The 21,170-nt window shown below is 45.3% G+C and carries 12 protein-coding genes; 5 read left to right on the top strand and 7 right to left on the bottom strand.

The genetic code is table 11. The features are described from left to right. Positions 1-21: 21 nt before the first annotated feature. Genes AM279_RS07115 through AM279_RS07130 form a run of 4 tightly spaced genes read left to right on the top strand, consistent with a single transcriptional unit; the run spans position 22 to position 5,705 of the window. Positions 22-1,080: a glycoside hydrolase family 130 protein gene (locus AM279_RS07115; RefSeq protein WP_054407087.1), complete on the top strand. Its 1,059-nt coding sequence runs from the start codon at positions 22-24 to the stop codon at positions 1,078-1,080. Then, positions 1,080-2,372, top strand: coding sequence for an MFS transporter (locus AM279_RS07120; RefSeq protein WP_074961580.1), 1,293 nt, complete (start codon positions 1,080-1,082; stop codon positions 2,370-2,372). Before AM279_RS07115 ends, AM279_RS07120 begins: the two co-directional genes overlap by 1 nt. Before the next feature lie 13 nt (positions 2,373-2,385). Continuing rightward, positions 2,386-4,098, top strand: coding sequence for a hypothetical protein (locus AM279_RS07125; protein WP_054407088.1), 1,713 nt, complete (start codon positions 2,386-2,388; stop codon positions 4,096-4,098). After that, entirely contained in the window at positions 4,098-5,705 is a 1,608-nt protein-coding gene (locus tag AM279_RS07130; RefSeq protein WP_054407090.1) for an alpha-glucosidase, read from the top strand. The genes AM279_RS07125 and AM279_RS07130 overlap by 1 nt, the downstream gene beginning before the upstream one ends. A 27-nt stretch (positions 5,706-5,732) precedes the next feature. Here the strand turns inward: AM279_RS07130 and acs are convergent, their stop codons facing one another. The 7 genes from acs to AM279_RS07175 all read right to left on the bottom strand — a co-directional run bounded on the left by acs (position 5,733) and on the right by AM279_RS07175 (position 19,942). After that, positions 5,733-7,643, bottom strand: a complete 1,911-nt coding sequence (gene acs / locus AM279_RS07135) for an acetate--CoA ligase (protein ID WP_054407092.1) — start codon at positions 7,641-7,643, stop codon at positions 5,733-5,735. Between the two features lie 514 nt (positions 7,644-8,157). Continuing rightward, positions 8,158-9,687, bottom strand: coding sequence for a RagB/SusD family nutrient uptake outer membrane protein (locus tag AM279_RS07145; protein ID WP_054407095.1), 1,530 nt, complete (start codon positions 9,685-9,687; stop codon positions 8,158-8,160). An 18-nt stretch (positions 9,688-9,705) separates the two neighbouring features. Then, complete coding sequence (locus AM279_RS07150) at positions 9,706-12,732, bottom strand: SusC/RagA family TonB-linked outer membrane protein (RefSeq protein WP_054407098.1); 3,027 nt, start codon at positions 12,730-12,732, stop codon at positions 9,706-9,708. Between the two features lie 255 nt (positions 12,733-12,987). After that, positions 12,988-14,580: a solute:sodium symporter family transporter gene (locus AM279_RS07155; RefSeq protein WP_054407099.1), complete on the bottom strand. Its 1,593-nt coding sequence runs from the start codon at positions 14,578-14,580 to the stop codon at positions 12,988-12,990. A 5-nt stretch (positions 14,581-14,585) separates the two neighbouring features. After that, positions 14,586-15,602, bottom strand: coding sequence for a GntR family transcriptional regulator (locus AM279_RS07160; RefSeq protein ID WP_054407101.1), 1,017 nt, complete (start codon positions 15,600-15,602; stop codon positions 14,586-14,588). 75 nt (positions 15,603-15,677) lie between these two features. Next, on the bottom strand, positions 15,678-17,870 hold the full coding sequence (locus AM279_RS07165; RefSeq protein WP_054407103.1) for an alpha-galactosidase: 2,193 nt from the start codon (positions 17,868-17,870) through the stop codon (positions 15,678-15,680). A 1,061-nt stretch (positions 17,871-18,931) separates the two neighbouring features. After that, positions 18,932-19,942: an aldose epimerase family protein gene (locus tag AM279_RS07175; protein ID WP_054407107.1), complete on the bottom strand. Its 1,011-nt coding sequence runs from the start codon at positions 19,940-19,942 to the stop codon at positions 18,932-18,934. 262 nt (positions 19,943-20,204) lie between these two features. Here AM279_RS07175 and AM279_RS07180 point away from each other — a divergent pair, with 262 nt between their 5' ends. Then, positions 20,205-21,092 (top strand): AraC family transcriptional regulator, encoded by an 888-nt coding sequence (locus tag AM279_RS07180; protein ID WP_054407108.1) that lies wholly within the window; start codon positions 20,205-20,207, stop codon positions 21,090-21,092. Positions 21,093-21,170 lie beyond the last annotated feature (78 nt).

The following is a 21,170-nucleotide window of genomic DNA, read 5'->3' on the forward strand; positions in this document are numbered from 1 at the left end:
ATAAGACAACAATATTCCCAAATGAAAGACATTGCCAAACGCTTTACACAAAACCCTTTATTATCGCCATCTAACCTGCAACCAAGCCGCGAAGGGCTTGAAATTACCTGCCTTTTAAACCCCGGTGCTTTTGAGTTTGACGGCAAAACCTGGCTTATTGTGCGGGTAGCCGAAAGGCCTGAGCAACAGGATGATGTTATATCATTCCCCGTACTAACGGAAACCGGCGGCATAGAAATTATTGAGATTGAAAAACATCACCCGGAGCTTGATGCCAGCGATGCGCGTGTAATAAACTATAAAGGGGCTGATTACCTTACCACCCTGTCTCACCTGCGCCTTGTGTGCAGCGAAGACGGTATTAATTTTTACGAGCCCGAAGGTTACCCAAGGCTTGTGGGCGAAGGCATACAGGAAACCTTTGGCATAGAAGACTGTCGTGTAACCAAAATTGATGGCACGTACTACCTTACGTTTACATCGGTATCGCCTACGGGTGTGGGTGTGGGCTTAAGGACTACAACCGACTGGAAAACCTTTGAAAAGCATGGGCTTATCTTCCCGGCGCACAATAAAGACTGCGCCATTTTTGAAGAAAAGGTAAACGGCCTGTTTTATGCCCTGCACCGCCCAAGTAGCGTAGACATAGGCGGCAATTATATATGGATAGCCTCATCGCCGGACGGTGTGCATTGGGGCAACCACAAATGCATAGCCACCACCCGTAAAGATATGTGGGATAGCAAGCGCATTGGCGCAGGTGCCGCCCCTATTAAAACCGAAAAAGGCTGGCTGGAAATTTATCACGGGGCTAATGCACAGCACCAATACTGCCTGGGCGCGCTACTGCTGGACCTTAACGACCCTTCTAAAGTGCTGGCAAGGACTGAAGAACCTATTATGGTGCCCTCTGCCGAATATGAGCTTACAGGCTTCTTTGGCCACGTGGTGTTTACAAACGGGCATATTCTGGACAAAGACGGCGATACGCTAACCCTATACTATGGCGCAGCCGATGAATTTGTGTGTGGTGCTACATTCTCTGTAAAAGAGATACTCTCACTTTTAAAATATAACTAATGCTGAAGAAACTAATAAAAGAGGTTGACCATTTTAAAAGCCAGTCGCACAACTTTAAGATATTGGTTTTAACCAACCTGGTGTATGCGCTTGTACAGCCCGTTATAGACATTTTTGTGGCGGCTTACATAATGCGCAATTCAGATGACACCAGTAAAGTGGTTATTTACCAGCTGGCTATTTATACAGGCATACCCCTTACCTTCCTCATAAACGGTTTCCTGCTAAAATACGTGAACATTAGGAAACTGTACTCTATAGGCATGATGCTTAGCGGCGTGTCGATGATTATCATGATGTCGCTCAAGTCGCTTAGCCTTACCGGCATAGGCGTGGCGGGCATTACCATGGGGCTGTCGTTTGGCCTGTACTGGTCTAACCGCGATTACCTGGCCATATCTACCACTAACGATGATAACCGTAACTACTACTACGGCCTCGAAACGTTTTTTTATACCCTAATTGCCATTATAATACCGGTTGCCATAGGCTGGTTTATACAATCTAAAACCGGTGAGGAAGGCAAGCACGATGCCTATGTTATCATCACAGGCGTAGTGTTTGTAATTACCATGTGTGCATCGGCTGTGTGCTACAGGGGCAGGTTTAAAAACCCGACAGAGAAGAAATATATTTACTTTAAGTTCCACCCGCTATGGTACAAGCTGTTGTCGCTTGCTATGTTTAAGGGGTTGGCACAGGGCTTTTTGGTTACTGCACCGGCTATGCTTATCTTCAAGATTTTAGGCGAAGAAGGCGCACTGGGCAATGCTCAGTCTATTGGCGCTGTGCTGGCTGCGATTATTATTTACTTTATAGGGCGCTTTTCCAAGCCGTCTGACAGGGTTAAAACCTTCTCGGTAGGCCTTGTGCTGTTTGCCGTGGGTGCATGCCTTAACGGGGCGCTGTTTAACCAGACAAGCGTTATTGTGTTCCTGCTGCTGCTGCTTATTGCCAAACCGCTTATGGACCTCGCCTACTACCCTATTCAGTTGCGTGTTATAGACATTGTTTCTAAAATTGAAAAGCGTGGCGAATTTGTGTACATCCTTAACCACGAAGCCGGGCTGTATGCAGGCAGGCTAATGGGCGCTGCTACATTCCTGCTGCTGTTTTACTTTGTTTCAGAAGACTTTGCGCTACGTTATGCGGTGGGCATTATTGCATTGTTGCAGTTATGTTCTATCTTCATAAGCAAAAACATTATTAAGCAGGGCAACAAAATTGCCACAGAACCCGATGGTGTTGAACCGGAACAGGCAATGCAGGAAGCCGCTTCTAACCTGATTTAAAAACCAAACACAAATGAAATTGACCTCTAAAGCCTTATACTTATTTTTACTATCTGCCTACAGCCTTTCGGCACAGGTAACCCAAACACACATTCCGCGTGTTGACCAAATGCCTGATATGCCTTCGCATTTTGAAATTATAGACTACAATACCCTGGCGCACAACTTCAATACAACTGTGTTCGATTTTAACGCCAAAGGCAAATTCTGGCCGCTGGTGTGGATAGACAAATCGCACAAAAACTACCCGCAGGATGTTGTGGGCATGTATACCGCTATAGGAGACGTAAGGCAGGGGCCTGCAAACAATAAGGGGATGTTTCATGAAGCGCTGGCGAACATGGGCGCAACCCTGGGCGCCACGCTTGTAGGCATAGACAAAACCAACGACCGCGGGCATAACTATGTGGCCATGCTTAAAAACTACTTTAACAGCGAAACCGGGTGGAACATCATGATGAACAACACCTGCCCTGAAGTGGCACTCCTGGGCGGTGGCTACGGCCGCGACTGGTGGTATGACGTGTACCCCAACCTGCTGTTTTATGCCATTTATGAAAAGTACCCCAACGAGGCCGGATTGGAACAAATGGCAAGGACAATTGCCGATAAATTTTACGAGGCCGATGTTATCCTGAAAGGGAATTATGACTACTCGTTTTTTGATTATGGCAAAATGCAGCCCATGAAAAACAACATCTGTGCCCAGCCTGACACGGCTGCGGGGCACGCGTGGGTACTGTATTCGGCTTATAAAAAATTTGGCGATAAAAAGTATTTAGATGGCGCGCTTTCAGCACTTAATGCGTTGCAGTCGCAACCCATAAACCCTACATATGAGCTGCTTATGCCATTTGGCGCCTACCTTGCCGCACGCATAAACGCCGAGGAAGGTAAAACATACGACATTGATAAAATGCTGGCCTGGAGTTTTGACGGCACTGCCATTTGCCGCGAAGGCTGGGGCGTGCTGGTGGGCAACTGGAACGGTTATGACATTTCGGGTACGGTGGGCAGCACGGTAGACCGCGGTGGCTATGGCTTTTTAATGAATACCTATGATATGGCCTGGCCTATAGTGCCTATGGTGCGCTACAATCAGTCGTATGCCAATGCCGTGGGTAAATGGATGCTTAATGCCGCCAATGCCTCTAAATTCTTTTACCCTCAATATATGCCCGATGAGCACGAAACCATTCCGCAACTGGCAGATGTTAGCAAAGGCGTGATAGCGTATGAGGGCATCATCAAAAAATCAAACATGGACCAGTATCAAAACGTACAAGCCCCTGTAGCACAGGGCGACGGGCCACTATGGGTATTGGGCCAAAACCCTGCCGAAAGCCAGCTGAGCGTGTACGGCAGCGGCCATGTGGGCATCTTTGGCAGCATCATACAAAAAACAAACGTAGAGGGCATTTTGCAGCTTGACCTGCTGGCTACTGATTTTTTCCGAAACGAAGCCTACCCTACTTATCTGTACTACAACCCTCATAACGAGGCTAAAACCATTACTGTTTCGCCACCAAAAGGCCAAAAGGTAGACTTTTATGATACCGTTACCGGCACATTTGTAGCCAAAAAAGTTAAGGGTTCTGCCAAAGTTACCATTCCGGCTAAAAGCTCGACGGTTATTGTAATGGCTCCTGCCAAGGGTAAAATAACCCATAACGGAAGTAAAATGCTGGTTAATAATGTAGTGGTAGACTATAACGCTAAGAAATAATGAATAGGTTTCTTGTTTCACTAATGATTTTCAGCGCATTACATACAGTAGCACAAGAAAACACCTGGTGGAAAGAAACCGTATTTTACCAGATATACATGCCCAGTTATGCCGACAGCCAAGGGGATGGTTACGGCGACTTTAACGGTATTACCGGCAAACTCGATTATCTTAAAGAACTGGGCATTACTGGTATCTGGCTTACTCCCTTCCTCAGATCACCAAAGGTAGATAACGGCTATGATGTAGCTGATTACTATGCCGTTGACCCTACTTATGGAACCCTTGATGACTTTAAAAACTTTTTGCATGAAGCCCATAAACGGGATATAAAAGTAATTATGGACATGGTGGTAAACCATACCTCTACTGAATGTGAGTGGTTTAAGGAAGCACAAAAATCTAAAGACAACCCCTACCGCGATTACTACATCTGGCAAGACAAGCCCAACAACTGGGAGTCATTTTTTGGCGGAACAGCCTGGCAATTAGATGAAACGACCAACCAATACTATTACCATAAGTTTGATGTAACGATGGCCGACCTGAACTGGTCTAACCCCAAAGTGGTAGCCGAAGTGGAAAAGGTACTGCGTTTTTGGCTCAGCTTAGGGGTAGACGGATTCAGGTTTGACGTCATCAATTTCCTGACTACCAATGGTATTTTACAAGATAACCCCATTAAAAACGGCAGTCAGGAGCATTTGTATGATATTAACCAACCGGGTGTAAAAGCCGCGTTAAAGCAGCTTAAAGCCGTTGTAAACAGCTACCCTAACCGTTTTACCGTGGGTGAAATAGGAAGCGATAAGGTAGAAGTACTAAAGCAATACCAGTCGCCCGAAATGATGGATGTGGTGTTTAATTTTAACTTTGGCAGCATAGCTGAGTTTTCGGCACAAAAGATATTCAGTGAGTTGCATAGCATGGAGCAGCAAATGGAAAGCTACCCAACCCTGTTCTTTGGCAGCCACGATATGCCCCGCATGATGAACAGGCTGGCCAACGGTAACCCGGATAAAGCCATGGCGCTGGCAGCTTTGATGCTTACCGCACGCGGCGTACCGTTTGTATACTATGGCGAAGAGATAGGTATGCACAACATACTGGCAAACTCTTATGATGAAATTGTAGACATACAAGGCAAAACCCATTACAAGCTAGCTATTGCCGAAGAAAAAACTGAAAATGAAGCCCTTACCATTGCCAACAGCCACAACCGCGATAAATCACGAAGCCCCATGCAGTGGAATGGTTCAGCAAGTGCGGGCTTTACAACCGGTAGACCGTGGATATCAGTAAATAAAGGATATTCATCCAATAACGTAGCGCTGCAGGAGCAGGATAAAAACAGTATGCTGGCACGCTACAAAGCCCTTATAGCCCTGCGCAACAGCCAGCCGGTTTTACAGTATGGCAGTTACAAAAACCTTGATTTTAAAGATGATAGGATTACATTTACCCGCAGCTACAACGGCAGGGATATAACCGTTATTATTAATTTTGGTAACGATTATAAAGTTACGCTTCCGGCTAAAAGCAAAATACTCTCCGGCAGCATAAACCTAAAACCAAATAGTTTTATATTATACACTACGGGAGAGTAAATCTCTTATTTACAAGCGGAAAGGAAATTATTCTACCTTTCCGTTTTTAATTTCTTCAACTATTTCAGGGTTCAACAGGGTACTTGTATCGCCAAAATTACTAAAGTCGCCCTCAGCAATTTTGCGCAGTATACGCCTCATGATTTTACCCGAACGCGTTTTAGGCAAGCCCGATACAAACTGTATCTTGTCAAGCTTGGCAATAGGCCCTATGTGGCTGGAAATATGTTCGTTTATCTCCTTAACAAGGTTATCCTGGTTACGCCATGAGCCTGCCTCTTTAAGCGTTATAAAGCCATACAGCGCGTTGCCCTTAACATCGTGCGGGAAGCCTACAATGGCTGATTCTGCCACCGATGGGTGTTCGTTAATGGCATCTTCAATAGGCGCTGTGCCCAGGTTGTGCCCGCTTACAATAACAACATCGTCTACCCTACCCGTAATACGGTAGTAACCTACTTCATCGCGCAGGGCACCGTCTCCGGTAAAGTATTTACCCGGGAACGTGCTGAAATACGTATCTTTAAACCTTTGGTGGTCACCCCAAATGGTGCGCGCTATACCCGGCCACGGGAATTTTATACACAGGCTGCCTACTACCTGGTTACCTTCTATTTCGTTGCGAAGCTCATCCATAAGCACCGGCTGTACGCCTGGTAATGGTAATGTGGCATAGGTTGGTTTTGTGGGCGTTACAAACGGAATTGGCGATATCATGATGCCTCCTGTTTCGGTTTGCCACCAAGTATCTACCACCGGCGACTTCTTTTTACCCACGTGGTCGTTATACCAGTGCCAGGCCTCCTCATTAATTGGCTCTCCTACAGAGCCTATCACTTTAAGTGAAGAAAGATCGTGCCCATCTACCCATTTCCAGTCCTGCTTGGCAAGGCTGCGGATGGCTGTAGGCGCGGTATAAAACTGCGTAACTTTATGCTTGTCAATTACTTCCCAAAAACGTCCAAAGTCAGGATATGACGGAACCCCTTCAAAAAGCACTGTAGTAGCGCCATTTAAAAGTGGCCCGTAAAGTATGTAAGAATGGCCTGTAATCCAGCCTATATCAGCCGTACACCAGTAAATATCGTTCTCCTCATAGGCAAAGATATTCTTGAAGGTGTAGGCAGAATATACCATGTAACCGGCTGTGGTATGCAGCATGCCTTTAGGCTTACCGGTTGAACCTGAAGTATATAGAATAAACAGCGGATCTTCGGCATCCATAATTTCGGCAACACTGTTTGCCATAGCCTCATCAAGAAGCGGCTGTAGCCACTGGTCGCGGCCTTCTTTCATGTTTATATTGGCATTGGTACGTTTTACCACCAGTACCTTTTCTACCGATGGGCAGTTTTTAAGTGCCTCATCTACAATACCTTTAAGGTCTATTGTTTTGCTGCCACGGTAACCACCGTCTGATGTTATTACCATTTTGCATTCGCTGTCGTTTATCCTTGCAGCCACGGCAGATGCCGAAAACCCTGCAAAAACAACCGAGTGTATGGCGCCTATCCTGGCGCAGGCCAGTACTGCAAAGGCAAGTTCAGGTATCATGGGCAGGTAAATACACACCCTGTCGCCTTTCTTAATGCCCTGATCCCTAAGCACATTAGCCATTTTAGAGACTTCGGCATACAGCTCGTTATAGCTTATATGACGGGCTTCCTCTCCGGGGTTGTTGGGTTCAAAAAGTATGGCGGTTTTTTCTCCCCTGCGGGCAAGGTGGCGGTCTATACAGTTTTTGGTAATGTTAACCTTGGCATTTATAAACCACTTGATATCAGCCTCCTGCATATCAAATTCAACCACTTTATCCCATTTTTGGTACCAGGTAAAATTTTCGTCGGCTATTTTATCCCAAAATTTGCGGGGTTCGCGTATTGATTTATTGTAGTGCTTAAAGTATTGCTCAAGGCTCTGTACCTGGTAATAGCTCATTTTGTATGGATTTAATATAAACTGTATGTAAAGATATCAAGGATTTTTCTTTATAGTATAATTTTTCGTGAAATTATATGTGATATTTACATTTTTAAGTCGCTATTTTTTTGTAAGCCATTCTAAAATAGCCATTTCGGGTTTTGCTGAAATAAAAAACCGGCAGTTTTTTGGCGGGAAAATTTATGCACAGCAAAAAACCATTTTAAGTGCAGAAAATCCTACAGCCAACACCCAAAAAGTGCTTAATTTTTCACTTTCGGATTTTGTATTTACGGTGTGAAATATCAAATCAGGCAAAAAAATAAAGCCTCCCGCTTTTTAGCGGAAGGCTTTACCCAAATCGAAACGTGTGCCAAATTTTTCAGGTGGCTTCAGTATACAAAATGCTCGCAAATTTTGCACCGTGGCCAGGCTGTTTTGGCAATAACCCAAACTGTAACTAACTCAACGTTATCCCGGGCGGTGCTGTGGGCACGGCCCAGGAGTATGAAAAAATGAAAAAACTCAGTTTTTAGTAACCCGGGTTTTGGTCCTCAGGGTTAATTTCGTCATTCTGGCTCATTTCGCTTAGAGGTATAGGGTACCTGTTGTGAAAATCAGCTATAGTACCGTTTTGCTGTGCCCACTTGTTGCGTGTGCCTACAAGCTGAACCAGTTTGCCGGTGCGCAGCAGGTCTATCCTTCTCCAGCCTTCAAAAGCCAGTTCGCGCATGCGCTCATCCAGTATCTGGTCGCGGAACTGCTGTGCAGATAAACCGCTCCATGCCATACCGGCCGGTAGCGTGCCACCAAAAGCACGGGTGCGCACCTGGTTTACAAAGCCTTCGGCCTGGCCGGTTTGCCCAAGCTCATTAAGGCACTCTGCATAGCTAAGCAGCACATCGGCATACCTTAAGAAAGGCTTGTTCTTGCCTGAGTTCCAGAAAGACTGGGAACCCTGTGTGCGAACGTCTTCATATTTTTTAATGTGCGGGTCTACCTCGTCTCCGCCAAAACCGGCAGGAGGGTTAGGTGTTTGCCCCTGATAGGTAAAATCATAACGGATGCTCTCGTTTTTACGGGTATCGCCGGTTTCCCAGATACCGCCGTTTGCTTTATCCCTGTAGCAGTACTGTGTAGGCAGTATAAGGTCGTACCCGCCAAAGTAAGCATACTGGTCAAGGTTTGCCACCGCGCGCGAGCCGGTTTGCCACTGAATCTGGTTGTTATCAGGCCATGTGTTGTTAAACTGCCATTCATAAATAGACTCGGTAGTATTAGGCGTGTTAGGGTTAAACAGTGCCGAATAAGAGCTGGTTAGGCTAAACTGGCCTGAGTTTATAACCGCCTGGAAAGCCTCGGCAGCAAGGTTATAATTGCGGTAGCCTGATTCTTCCTGGGCGCTCATGTATACTTTACCCAGCATGGCCTGTGCAGCCCATTTTGTAGGCAGCGAACGGTTTTCCTGTGTGGCAGGAAGCAGCTCGGCAGCACGCTGAAGGTCGGTAACAATTTGCTCATACACTACATCAAGCGGCTGGCGGCCAAAGCCCAGTTCCAGTGTGCGCGCCTTGTCGTTAACCGGCACTTCGCCCCAATAGCGGGCAAGCTCATACATAAGTACTGCCCTTATAAAGCTGGCTTCACCGAGTAGTACATCGCGGCGTGCTGTGTCTTCTTCAGTATTGCTTTCCAGGTAAAAAATAGCAAGTGCTGCTACGTTTACAATAGGCCAGCGGCCATTCCACTGCCCGGCAAGAGCATTGTTTTCCTGGCTTAAAAAGCCGTTATAAAGGTCAATACCTGCCTGGTTGGCATCGGTAATAATCTGGTATGTGCCTTGTTGTGCCTCATCAGTACCCAGGTTAAAATAAAGCCCCGGGCGGTCTTTTTGCAGGTTGCGCCAAGAGGTAATACTACCCAGCAAAAGCGGCTCAATGTAGTCCATCTTCGAAAACGCGTCTGCTTCGGCAAGGGCCGTTGTAGGGTCTTCGTCCAGAAAATCCGAACAAGACGTAAACAGTATAGCGAATGCCATAAAGGCTAAAATCTTTGTTTTCATAACTATTACTATATTTTTTTAGAAAGAAATATTTACACCCGTTACAAACATTCTCGACATAGGGTAAGAGTCGCCACCTTCAGGGTCATACCCTTTGTACTTGGTAGCAGTAAACAGGTTAGAGCCTGTAACATATACTTTAACACCTTTCAGGTAAATTTTCTCTGCAACATCATTTGGCAATGAGTAAGACAGTGTAAGGGTATTAAGCCTTAAGAACGATGCGTTTTGTATAGCGTGGTCTGTTTCGCCCAGGCTAAACCTGCCGCCACCGTTGTAAGCCCTTGGTATATCAGTATCGGTATTATCCGGGGTCCAGCGGTTAAGCAGGTCAGTGTGTGCTGCGCTCATACCGCCGCTGCCCATGTAGCTTTCATAAATCCAGCTTGTCCTGCGGCCGCCAATTGAATAGGCAAACACGGCATTAAGGCCAAATCCTTTGTAGTTAAAATCAGTTGAGAAACCACCAAAATAATCAGGGTCTACGTTGCCCACCACATAACGGTCGCTGTCGTTAATAACACCGTCGCCGTTGCGGTCTTTGATTTTTATGTCGCCCGGAGACACTGTGCGCCCGCCGTAGTCTATACCGCTAAGGTCTTCACCTTCCTGTGCTATACCGTCATATTCAAACACATAGATTGAGTTAACGCTCTGGCCCACAATAAGGTTGCCGGTACGCTGAATTTCAGTGCCTGTAAAGCCGCCAAATGAGTAGATGGGTGAGTTATCGCCCGAAAGCTTGGTAATTTTGTTTTTTGCAGAAGATATGTTTGCCGATACATCCCAACGGAAATCTTCGTTATCAATGATGTTGGCGTTTACCGTAAATTCTATACCCTTGTTGTTTAGCGCTGCTACGTTTTCTATCATCCTTGAGAAACCAAGTGACGGAGAAATGTTGCGCGATAGTAAAAGGTCTTCGTTATCTATATTAAAGTAGTTGGCACTAACCGATAGCCTGTTGTTAAAGAATGCAGCATCAAGGCCTACGTTAAACTGCTTTTGCTTTTCCCACCTAATGTCAGGGTTACCCATAAGGCCGCCATTCTGGTAAATTACCTGGCCGTTAGAAACCGTTGGGCGGTATAGTGTAAGGTAGCCGTAGTTTGGTATGTTCTGGTTACCCACAACACCATAGCCTGCACGCAGCTTAAGCTGGTTGATTTTTTGAGATTCTGCAAGGAAATCTTCCTTAGCAATATCCCAGCTTGCCGAAACCGATGGGAATGTACCCCACTTGTTGTTAGGGCCAAATTTAGATGAACCGTCTCGGCGGATGGTACCGGTAATTGAATACTTGCCATCTAATGTATAGTTAGCACGGGCAAAGTATGAAAGCATGGTTTGTGTAACAAAATCAGAACCCAGCTGGAAGTTTTCCCTTTGAGAAGCCCCGTTAAGGTACTGGTAGTTAAAGTCGTCGCTGGCAAAACCACGCGCCCTTACATCAGTATAGTCGTTGTAGTTTTTCATAAGGGTAGAACCTAAAAGAAGGCTTACATCATGCCTGTCGGCAAATACCTTATTGTAGCTAATGGTGTTATCCCACTGATAGTTAAGTTCGCTGTACCTCCAGTGGTGTGCTTCGCCATCCATACTGTTCCTTAAAGACTGGCCTGTGCCCATTGGGGTATAGTCAAAGTTTTTCTGCTCTGTTATATCAGCATTAAACGTAGACCTGATGTTCAGGCCGGCTATTGGCTTAATGTTTACATAATTGCTGCTTGTTAACCTGTTGCGCTTACTGTCGTTTTTAATGGTAAGGCTCTTTATAGGGTTGTACAGGTTTTGGTCTGGCGCTTCGCCGTAACGCAGGTAAACATCGTCTCCGTTTATAGGCAATAGCGGGTTACCGCCAAGTGCTACGCCAAAGGCGCTGCCCTCCTGGTAGCTTGATGCACTGTGAGAAAACGTGGTGTTACTACCTATTTGCAACCATGGCTTAACATCCTGCACAAGGTTAACCTTGGCATTATACCTTTTAAAATCAGAGTTTTTAAGAAGTCCCTCGTTATCTACATAGTTAAAGCTGGCATAGTAGCTGCCTTTTTCGCCACCACCGCTAAACGCAATGTTGTGGTTGGTTTGCACACCGGTGCGCACCACTTCGTCAAGCCACTTGTAGCTGTTGCCACTCCTGTAGGTATCAAGCTCATACTGTGCAAAAACAGTAGAACCGTCAGCCGTTATCTGGTTAATGTAAGCCTGGCGGTCTGCACCCGGGTTTTCCTGAATGTAGCGGTTTGCAAAAGCATCTACCCTAAGGTCAAACAATTGCTGGGCATTCATAAGCGGGATTTGCTTGGTAAATTCAGATATACCTACCCAGGTATCATATTCTACCCTGCCCTCGCCGCTGCGCGAACCTTTTTTAGTGGTAATTACAACCACACCGTTTGCACCGCGCGAACCGTATATTGCTGTAGCAGAAGCATCTTTAAGCACGTCTATGCTGGCAATATCGTTAGGGTTAATGTTTTCAAAGTTACCTTCCATAATAAGGCCGTCTACCACAAAAATAGGGTTGGCGCCTGCTGTAATAGAGTTTGTACCCCTGATTTTGATAGAGGCGCTACCGGCCGGGTTGGCATTTTGCTGAATGTAAACACCCGCCATACGGCCCTGCATGGCGCTAACCACGTTAGGTGTAGGTATTTCCTTCAGCTTTTCGCCACTAAGGCTTGAAGTTGCACCGGTTATGTCGCCACGTTTTACCACGGCACCTACCACCACAATTTCGTCAAGCTCCTGGCTGTCTTCTACAAGGGTAACATTTGCCACAGTTGTGTTTGGGCCAACCTCAATCGATTGCGTAATGTAGCCCATAAAAGAAACCTGTAGTGTGGTACCGGCAGGTGCGGCAATACTGTAGTTACCGTCTATATCAGTAACCGCAGTGGTTTGCGTGCCTTTTACCAGTATGGTGGCACCGGGCACGGGCAGGCTTTGTGCATCAGTCACAGTACCTGTAACGTTTTGCGCCCACGCTGTACCAGCACAAAGTGTAATTAAAAAACATAAATATCGTATTACATTTTTCATAAGTGTTTTGTGATTTGGTTAATAAATGTTTAAAGGGTTAATTAAATTTTTAATAGGGTTTAGTTTCAAATAGCGCATAACAGTTTGCAAGTGTTGGGTTTTGTATTATACTATACTATTCTATTGAGTACAAACATACAAATATTTCCCTTACCTCCAAATTTATCATTTAGGATTTTTAAGATTTTTTTACGCTAATTTTTTCGGATTGATATTTAAGAAGTAATATAATACAGAAATGCTCAAAATTTAACACTAAGCCACTCCCCACCTGCTAAATAGCACAAAAACGGCAAGCATGCCTATAAGCAGTAAAGCATAGGCCCAACCGCGGTTTTTCCAGGGTTCAAGGGGTACCATTTGCAGTTTAATTTCGTCATACGTAAACGTTGGAGCAAACCACGACACCACAAACATACATACCGATGTGAGTAAAAACAGTATGGCCAGCATGTGCAGGTAATGTATTTTAATATCTAAAATATAATTACACACAAAGTATGATGCTATAAAAAACAAAATACCGGCCTTGGCTGCCACAGGCGGTACTTTTTTAGTAAAAAAGCCTATAAGCACTATGGTAAACACCGGCACACTAAACATGCCCGAAAGCTGCTGTAAATAGGTATAAAACCCACTTTGCGAGAAGATGATAAACGGCGCACCCAGCATGGCCACAACGGCTATGGTAATTTCAAAGCGCTTGCCTACGGTTAAGAGCTGTTTATCGGTTAATTGTTTGCCTTTGCGCTCTGCGCGCGGCTTGTAAATGTTTAGTGTAAAAAGCGTGCTGCTGCTATTAAGCCCTGCATTAAAGGTAGTTATGGCTGCACCCAGCACCACAGCTGCTGTAATCCCGTTTATAAGGGCGGGGAGCGTATCTTTTACCAACCGCGGAAAAACCTCTGCCGTATTGGGCAGGGTTTCATACAGGTGTATGCCTATTAAACCCGGCAGGTTGATAAGGAACGGGCACAACAGCTTGCCCACACAGGCAAGGGCCATACCCTTCTGGCTGTCTTTTAGGCTTTTAGCTGATAACGCCTGCTGCACAATAAACTGCTCCATGCCCCAATAGTACAGGTTTATGATAAACATGCCTGTAAAAATGGTGTCAAACGGCACTTCATCGCCCGGCCCGCCAATAGAGTTAAGGTGTTCTGTTTTTATGGTAAGCACCTGCTGTAAACCGACCTGCCAGCTTCCATTGCCCAGGTATTTAAACCCGTAGTAGGGCACCAATACCCCCACAGCCACAAGCCCAAGGCTCAGCAGGCTGTCTGATATGGCTATGGCCCTAAGCCCCCCTAATACCGAATAAAGCGTACCAACAATACCTATTACCCACACCATTACCCATATATTCTGCCAATAGGTTAAATGCAGCGGCTCCAGGAAGTTGAACATCCCTGTAAAGGCTACAGCGCCCCCATACAGTACAGATGGCAGCAGGTTGACCAGGTAACTCGCCAGAAACACAAAGCTCACGAGGCGGCGGGTATCATTGTCATAGCGCTTGCCTAAAAAGTCAGGTATGGTCATGGCGCCCGTGCGCATGTATATGGGCAGGAAGTACTCAGCTACAATAAGCATGGCAAGCACGGAGGCTACCCCCCATGCTATCACGCTCATGTTATTAATGTAAATAGATTCGTTTTCGCCTATAAACTGGTTGGCGCTTATGTTGCTGAGCAGCAATGCACCACCCACAATCCAGAAGTTGTTTTTGCGCCCAGCAAAAAAGTGGGCTTCTGTAGTGTGCTGCAGCCTGCGGCGTGTTTTAAGATAAGACACCACAGCCACAAGCCCCGTAAACAGCAAAAAACTGATAATAGTAGCAATGCCCATGGCCCCTACAGCGAATTCCTTTCAATTAAAACGGTGGGTATAACCTCCTGCGTTTTTTCGCGGTTTAGCACAAACTCGGCTGCGCGTTTGCCCATCTTGGCAAAATCTGTACTAAAGGTGGTTACGCCGTCAAAAATGATTTCCTTCACAATATCGTCGTTATGCGATATAAAGCCTATGTCCTGGCCTATTTTAAAGCCTTTAAGCTTGGTATCTTTAAGCATTTCCCAAAGCTCAAGATTGTGTATGGTAAAATACACCTTGCCTTTTTCGAGCGAGCCGGGTTCATATTCCTGCTTGATTACGCCTTTTATGCTGTAATCTTCCATAAAGCGCTTAAACGAATTTAAAATCTCGTTTGGCTCTGCCGATGAAGGCTTAAAGAAAAACACAATCTCGTTGTACTTCTTAATCTTATCGGCCAGTTTTGCAAATGCCTGGTAAGATGAATCGCCAAACTCCTGCACCACATAGTTATAATCTTCGTCAGTATCAAGGTGGCGGTCTACCAGCAGTACGCGGTTAGACGGCAGCACTTTTAGCAAATCAGCCGTTTTAACCCCCGGAATGGGGGCTATTACATACATGCCATACTTGCCTTTTACGGTTTGTATGGTATGCTCGAGCGTATCGAAGTTATTGTGGTGAAAGAATATATCAAGGTGCACGTTAGCCCCCAGCCCACGGCGGAAGTTTTCATAAAACGTTTCCTGGAAAATATCAAACGCATAAATAATAAGCGCCACCTTAAGCTCCTGGTGCACATCATTAGTGGCCACAAAGTAGCCCAGGCGGTTTTTGCTTTCTATAATACCGCGGTGCACAAGGTCTTTGTAGGCCTTGGCAATGGTTTCGCGGGCAAAGCCCAGCTCGCCAATTATGGTATTGACCGATGGCAAAAGGTCGCCCTTTACCACCACTTTCTCGTCTATGGCATTGATAATGCCCTGCACTAACTGCTCATGCTTTGAGAGGGAATTTACAGATTCAAGGCTTTTGATCTGGCTTATGATTTCCTTCATACATTTATGTACTTAAACAGTGTCCTGTTATTTTGTTAAAAGAGTTACAAATATACTTTATTAACGTATACTACCCTATGCCTTTGTTAGTTTTAAAACCACGCTGGTATGGTGGGCCGATACTTTGGGGTTTACCCCCACTTTCATTAGGAAATCGCCACTGTAAGTAGCTGTTTCTACCGTGGCCTGCTTGCCCGGATATACGTTAATTTCCTCAACCTTGTAGTTAGCATTGGCATCAAGCCCCTTAAGCTTAAGCGGGTTGTGCGTACCGGCCTCATAACGGTTGCTTACCAGGTAGGTAAACACCACACCCTCAGTTTTTTGGTTGTTTACATAAGACACGCTCATGGCATCGTTACCATAAGGGCTTTGCAGGCGGTACTGGTTGCCCTGCCAGATGGTGTTGCGCAGCGCATCATAGTTTTTAATGGCTTCCTGTGCAAAGGTAAGGTCATCTTCGTTAAGGTGGCTTACCACAATATCAAAGCCCATACGGCCCATCATGGCTACATCGGTACGGTATTTAAGCGGCTGCTTGCCCCAGTCTGTCACATGGTTTGCCACAGCCAGTGCCGGATAATAGTGGCTGTATTCCCACTGAATGAAAATCCTTTCAAACGGGTCGGTATTATCGCTGGCCCAGAACTCGGTAAAATACTCAAGGGTGCCATAATCTACCCTGCCGCTGCCGCCTGAGCACAACATAATAGGCACTTTAGGGTACTTGGCCCTTATGCGCTCCAGCACTTTGTATAGCCCTTTTACATAATCCGTATACAGGTTGCCCTGGTTTTCTTTAAGGTATGCCGAATGCGCGTTGTAAATCACAGCGTTACAGTCCCACTTAATATAGGCCAGTTCCGGGTTTTTGGTAAACAGGCCGTCTACCACGCCAAAAACAAAATCCTGCACTTTAGGGTTTGCAAGGTCGAGCACCAGCTGGTTGCGGAAGTAATATTCCGGCCTTTTATCTTCTTTCAGTACCCAATCCGGGTGGTTTTTATACAGGTCACTTTTTGGGTTAACCATTTCGGGCTCCAGCCATATACCAAACTTAACATCGTTATCTTTTGCTGTTTGTACGAGCGAAGCTACGCCGTTAGGCAGCTTCTTCTTATTGGCATCCCAGTCGCCCAGTGCAGCATTATCGCCGTTGCGCGGGTGAGTGTTGCCAAACCATCCGTCATCCAGCAAAAACATATCTACACCCAGTTTTTTAGTATCGGCAATAAGCGTTTTCAGCTTGGCTTCGTCAAAATCAAAATAGGTTGCCTCCCAGTTGTTTAGCAGCGTCATACGGTCGCCGCGCCCATCAAGAATTTTATGGTCGCGCGCCCAGTTGTGCACGTTGCGGCTGGCCGTGCCCTTGCCCGTTTGCGATAGCGTATACCAAAATTTAGGGGTAGTAAATACCTCGCCCTTTTTAAGCGTATAGGCCGCCGCAGCGTTGTTTATGCCCGAGATAATGCGCAGGTTGTTTAGGGCATCTACCTCAAACTCATTGCGGAAGTTACCGGCCCACTCTATGCCGCCCATAAGCACCTTGCCCTCGTCTTCGGTAGACGGTTTTTCGAGCGACACCATAAATACGGTAGGCTGAAACAGGTTGGTGCGGGTACCCAGCTTAGAATCCAGCACCTTGATGCCGTGTGTAAGACGGGTTTCTTCTGGGTTCATTTCGCGCGCCCAGTCGCCCTGGTGCTGGTACAGGTAAAAATCGTTATTACCTTTAAGGTACAGGTTGGCCGATGCATACTTGTTTAGTGTAATGCTGCCTTTTTCCTGGTGCTGTATGGTGGCCCACTGCTCTATTACATCGGTATCGAAAAACGACTTGATAAACAGGTGCACTTCTACAGGATATACAGGGTCTTTAAGCACTATTTCGGTTTGCGAAACCCCTGCACTTATGGTTGTGGTTTTATGCGAAACATACTGAAGGCTTAGCGACAGGTTACCATCGGCATGGCGCACCGCAATGGCAGGCTCTAACAGGTTTTTAGAACCCGAAGGTGTATAGGCCGAATTGTAAATACCGGTATAATCAGTGCCCTGGCGGTATTGCCCTGCCACGTTTTTATAATCAGATTCGTTTGCCAGTTTCTGGCCAAGGTATATGGTGTTTACCTCTTTGTTGTTGTTTACCTCAAATACCACCGCATTGGTTTTGGTATTTACCGGTATTAGCTGCTGCGCGAGGAGCGCAGCCCCATTGCCTGAAAGAATAAAGAGCAACGTCGCTACCGACTGCTTTATATTTTTCATAGATGTTTTGTGTTTTATTGGTTTATACTATTCGTTACAATTGCCGCCTTATTTGCAAGCTACCCAACTGTGTAATAAGACGATAACGATTGAAATGCAAACTGTGAATGTGCCGGCTTAACCCATAAAAACAGTATTTTTTATTATACTATTCTATTCTACAATAATACAACAATTTCTTTATAAAAAAAGGGTTGGTTAAATTTTTTGAAAATTTAAGCGGATTTATTTTTTTGATAATGCGATTATTGGCAGTAAAATTTGCACAATACTTAATAAGGAGTGTGTTTTGATGATGATTCCTTTTGCTTCGAAATGAAACTTTTTCAGATGGCAGTTTCGCGAAGATGCGCAAAGCAGGCGCGAAGATTCACAAAGATTTTGAGGTTACTATGGAATGTGGATGATTTAACGGTTGAAACCAAAATGATTTCTTTTACACCCGATAGAGGTTCGCCACAAATTTCACAGATTCACACAGATACAAGTATAAAAGGGATACAACCTCAAAGCTCCGGAGGAGCGGCATATTTATATCATAACGTAATACGAAACGAATTTGAGTCCCGTAGGGACGGCATATAGATGTTGCTTATATGCCGCTCCTACGGAGCTCTGGCAACTATACCACCAATGTTTCTATAAATATGCCACCCCTACGGGGTTCATGAATAGAAAATATGATCTTCCGGACACTCTTGTTTTTAGTCCTGGAGGCCAGTAAATCTTGTTCCTATAATGGCAAACAAAACTTTGACGGCTTTGTGAACCTTGCGTTTAAAAAACATCTAAAAGGCGGAGGGTAACTTTAGCAATTAGACAAAAGTATATGCATGATACAAAATAGCACTATAGTCCATAAATTGACATTTAATAAGGAAATCAGTACCATCTTACACAAAAACTGAATTTCAAACTCCGAAAGTGAAAAATTAGCGTTAAAATATTGTTAAAATGTAAGATTTTACTGGGTCGAAAATCATCATATAATTATTTTAAATTTTGAATTATAAATTTTAAATGCCAAGCACAGCGTCTTCAAAAAATTTATAATTCAAAATTTAAAATAAAACATCAAATTTATATGTAATAGAGTGCCTGTACTCCTGCCCCGGCCTTAGCAAAGTACTCGGGAAATGCCCGTGGTTAGGGCTATCCGGGTAAAACTGGCACTCCAGGCAAAGCCCGTCAAACGGCTTGTAGGGGCTGCCGTGCGCCGAATTGCAGTCGCCACCAAGGTAATCGCCGGTGTACAGCTGCACACCGGGATAGGTGGTGTAGGTTTCCATAACGCGGCCAGAGCATTCATGCCACAGTGTGCAAAGCGGCTCATTTTCAAGCAACTGATTATCAAAAATATAGTAGTTATTCAGCCCGCCACCGTTCATAACCTCAGCCATGGCAGTACCGTTAAAACCTTGATTGCCAACAGGTAGTATTTGCCCTGTGGGGATGTAATGAGGCGTGCTTTCCAGCATTTGCTCCGCCCTTATGACCAGCTTATGGTTGTGGATGGTTTCGGCACAGCCCGAAAGGTTGAAGTAGGAATGATTTGTGAGGTTAACATGCGTGGGCTTATCAGTAACCACATGATAATCAATCAAAAGCTGGTTATCATCTGTCCAACGATACGTGGTTTTAGCCTCAATATTCCCGGGAAAACCACCATCGCCATCGGTACTGCGCAGCGTAAAAGTTACGGCATCATCAGCCGCAGTAAAGCCCCACACCTTGTTGTGCCAGCCCGCGCTGCCGCTGTGGTTGTTATTGCTGGGACCATCGTTCCTGTCGAGGTTAAACACCTGGCCGTCAACCTCAAAACAGGCATTAGCAATGCGGTTGGCAAATGGGCCCACGGTAACACCTATATAGCATTTATCAAAAAAATAGCCTTTAAAGGTAGGATATCCCAGCACCACATTGGCTTTATCGCCATACTTATCGGGCACTACTATGGATTTTACTATGGCACCATAATTGGTAAGCTCAACATAATTGCCGTGTATATTTGTGAGGCGGAACTCAAACACCGCCTTGCCGTTATGATGGGCTATGTATTCTGATGTTGTCATTGAGATAGCTACTGAGCCTCTAAGCCCCTGAGCTACTTAGCTAAACTTCAGCACTTCTTAAAGCTAAGAAGCTAAGTAGCTCAGAGGCTTAGAAGCTTGTGCTCCTTCAATCGTTTTAGTAAATTCAAAAATACTTTTGATTTTTATAGGCAAAATGGACTTTCGTTTTAAAAATATGGATTAAATTCCGATATTTGATGTAGAAACACGGATGACACGGACCTTTCAATCATTAAATTTTTAAATCTTTCAATCCAAAGAAATGGATACCTCCATAAAACAGGGCTTTTTGGGCCAACGCATGATTGTTTTGCCCAAAAACATTACCCAGGGCATTAAAAAGAACCCACTTATAGCGCCGCTGTATTTTACTGATATTGGGTTCTTTCCGCACGCCAGCCATCATGAGGTGCGCCGCAAGAATGGCAGCAAGCAGCACATATTAATATACTGCTACAAAGGTGAGGGTATTATTGAGGTGGGCGGTAGCGTGGTAACGCTTAAAGCCAACACCTATTATATAATACCACCGGGGGTGCCGCACTCCTATTATGCACTCGAAACCAACCCCTGGAGCATTTACTGGGTGCACTTTACCGGTGCGCAGGCCGTTCATTTTTATGATAAATTCAGTTCCCGGTTTGCCGAAAGCGCCCCACTGCTCTCGCTTGAAGAGCGCCGCCTGAGCCTGTTTGAAAGCCTTATAGGTGTACTGGAAAGCGGCTACAGCGAGGCCAACCTGGAGTTTGTTAACCTGTCGCTCACACAACTGCTTAATGCCTTTTTGTACGACCGGTTCTTTACAGAGGTGGGTAAACAGCTGTCAGAGAATAATACTGTTGAAGCCGCTATTGAATACATGAAGAAACACCTCGACTCCCCATTGAAGATAGACGATGTAGCGGGAAATTTCAGTTACTCGCCGTCGCATTTCTTTACGCTATTCAAGAAGCGCACGGGGTATTCGCCCATACATTACTTCAATTATCTAAAAATTCAGAAAGCCTGCCAATACCTGAGCTTTACCACCATGAGCGTAAAAGAAATCAGCTTTGCCCTGGGCTTTAACGACCCGTTGTATTTCTCACGTTTGTTCAAAAAAATCATGAGCACTCCTCCCCTGCAATACCGTAATGAATACCGTCATTAACGCAACCGTTTTCGGAATTTTGACAAAGTTATATTAAAACCATATTATTGTCCATGTATGTAAAAACAATGTCCATAG

It is taken from the genome of Flavobacterium akiainvivens (genome assembly GCF_001278115.1).
In the GTDB taxonomy this organism is placed as follows: Bacteria; Bacteroidota; Bacteroidia; order Flavobacteriales; family Flavobacteriaceae; genus Flavobacterium; species Flavobacterium akiainvivens.

What these genes read in the sequence shown, in the direction of transcription:
- AM279_RS07150 (WP_054407098.1), bottom strand. Translation starts at nt 12,732, where the DNA reads ATGAAAAATGTAATACGATATTTATGTTTTTTAATTACACTTTGTGCT.
- AM279_RS07125 (WP_054407088.1), top strand. Translation starts at nt 2,386, where the DNA reads ATGAAATTGACCTCTAAAGCCTTATACTTATTTTTACTATCTGCCTAC.
- AM279_RS07155 (WP_054407099.1), bottom strand. Translation starts at nt 14,580, where the DNA reads ATGGGCATTGCTACTATTATCAGTTTTTTGCTGTTTACGGGGCTTGTG.
- AM279_RS07160 (WP_054407101.1), bottom strand. Translation starts at nt 15,602, where the DNA reads ATGAAGGAAATCATAAGCCAGATCAAAAGCCTTGAATCTGTAAATTCC.
- AM279_RS07115 (WP_054407087.1), top strand. Translation starts at nt 22, where the DNA reads ATGAAAGACATTGCCAAACGCTTTACACAAAACCCTTTATTATCGCCA.
- AM279_RS07180 (WP_054407108.1), top strand. Translation starts at nt 20,205, where the DNA reads ATGGATACCTCCATAAAACAGGGCTTTTTGGGCCAACGCATGATTGTT.
- AM279_RS07130 (WP_054407090.1), top strand. Translation starts at nt 4,098, where the DNA reads ATGAATAGGTTTCTTGTTTCACTAATGATTTTCAGCGCATTACATACA.
- AM279_RS07165 (WP_054407103.1), bottom strand. Translation starts at nt 17,870, where the DNA reads ATGAAAAATATAAAGCAGTCGGTAGCGACGTTGCTCTTTATTCTTTCA.
- AM279_RS07145 (WP_054407095.1), bottom strand. Translation starts at nt 9,687, where the DNA reads ATGAAAACAAAGATTTTAGCCTTTATGGCATTCGCTATACTGTTTACG.
- AM279_RS07175 (WP_054407107.1), bottom strand. Translation starts at nt 19,942, where the DNA reads ATGACAACATCAGAATACATAGCCCATCATAACGGCAAGGCGGTGTTT.
- acs (WP_054407092.1), bottom strand. Translation starts at nt 7,643, where the DNA reads ATGAGCTATTACCAGGTACAGAGCCTTGAGCAATACTTTAAGCACTAC.
- AM279_RS07120 (WP_074961580.1), top strand. Translation starts at nt 1,080, where the DNA reads ATGCTGAAGAAACTAATAAAAGAGGTTGACCATTTTAAAAGCCAGTCG.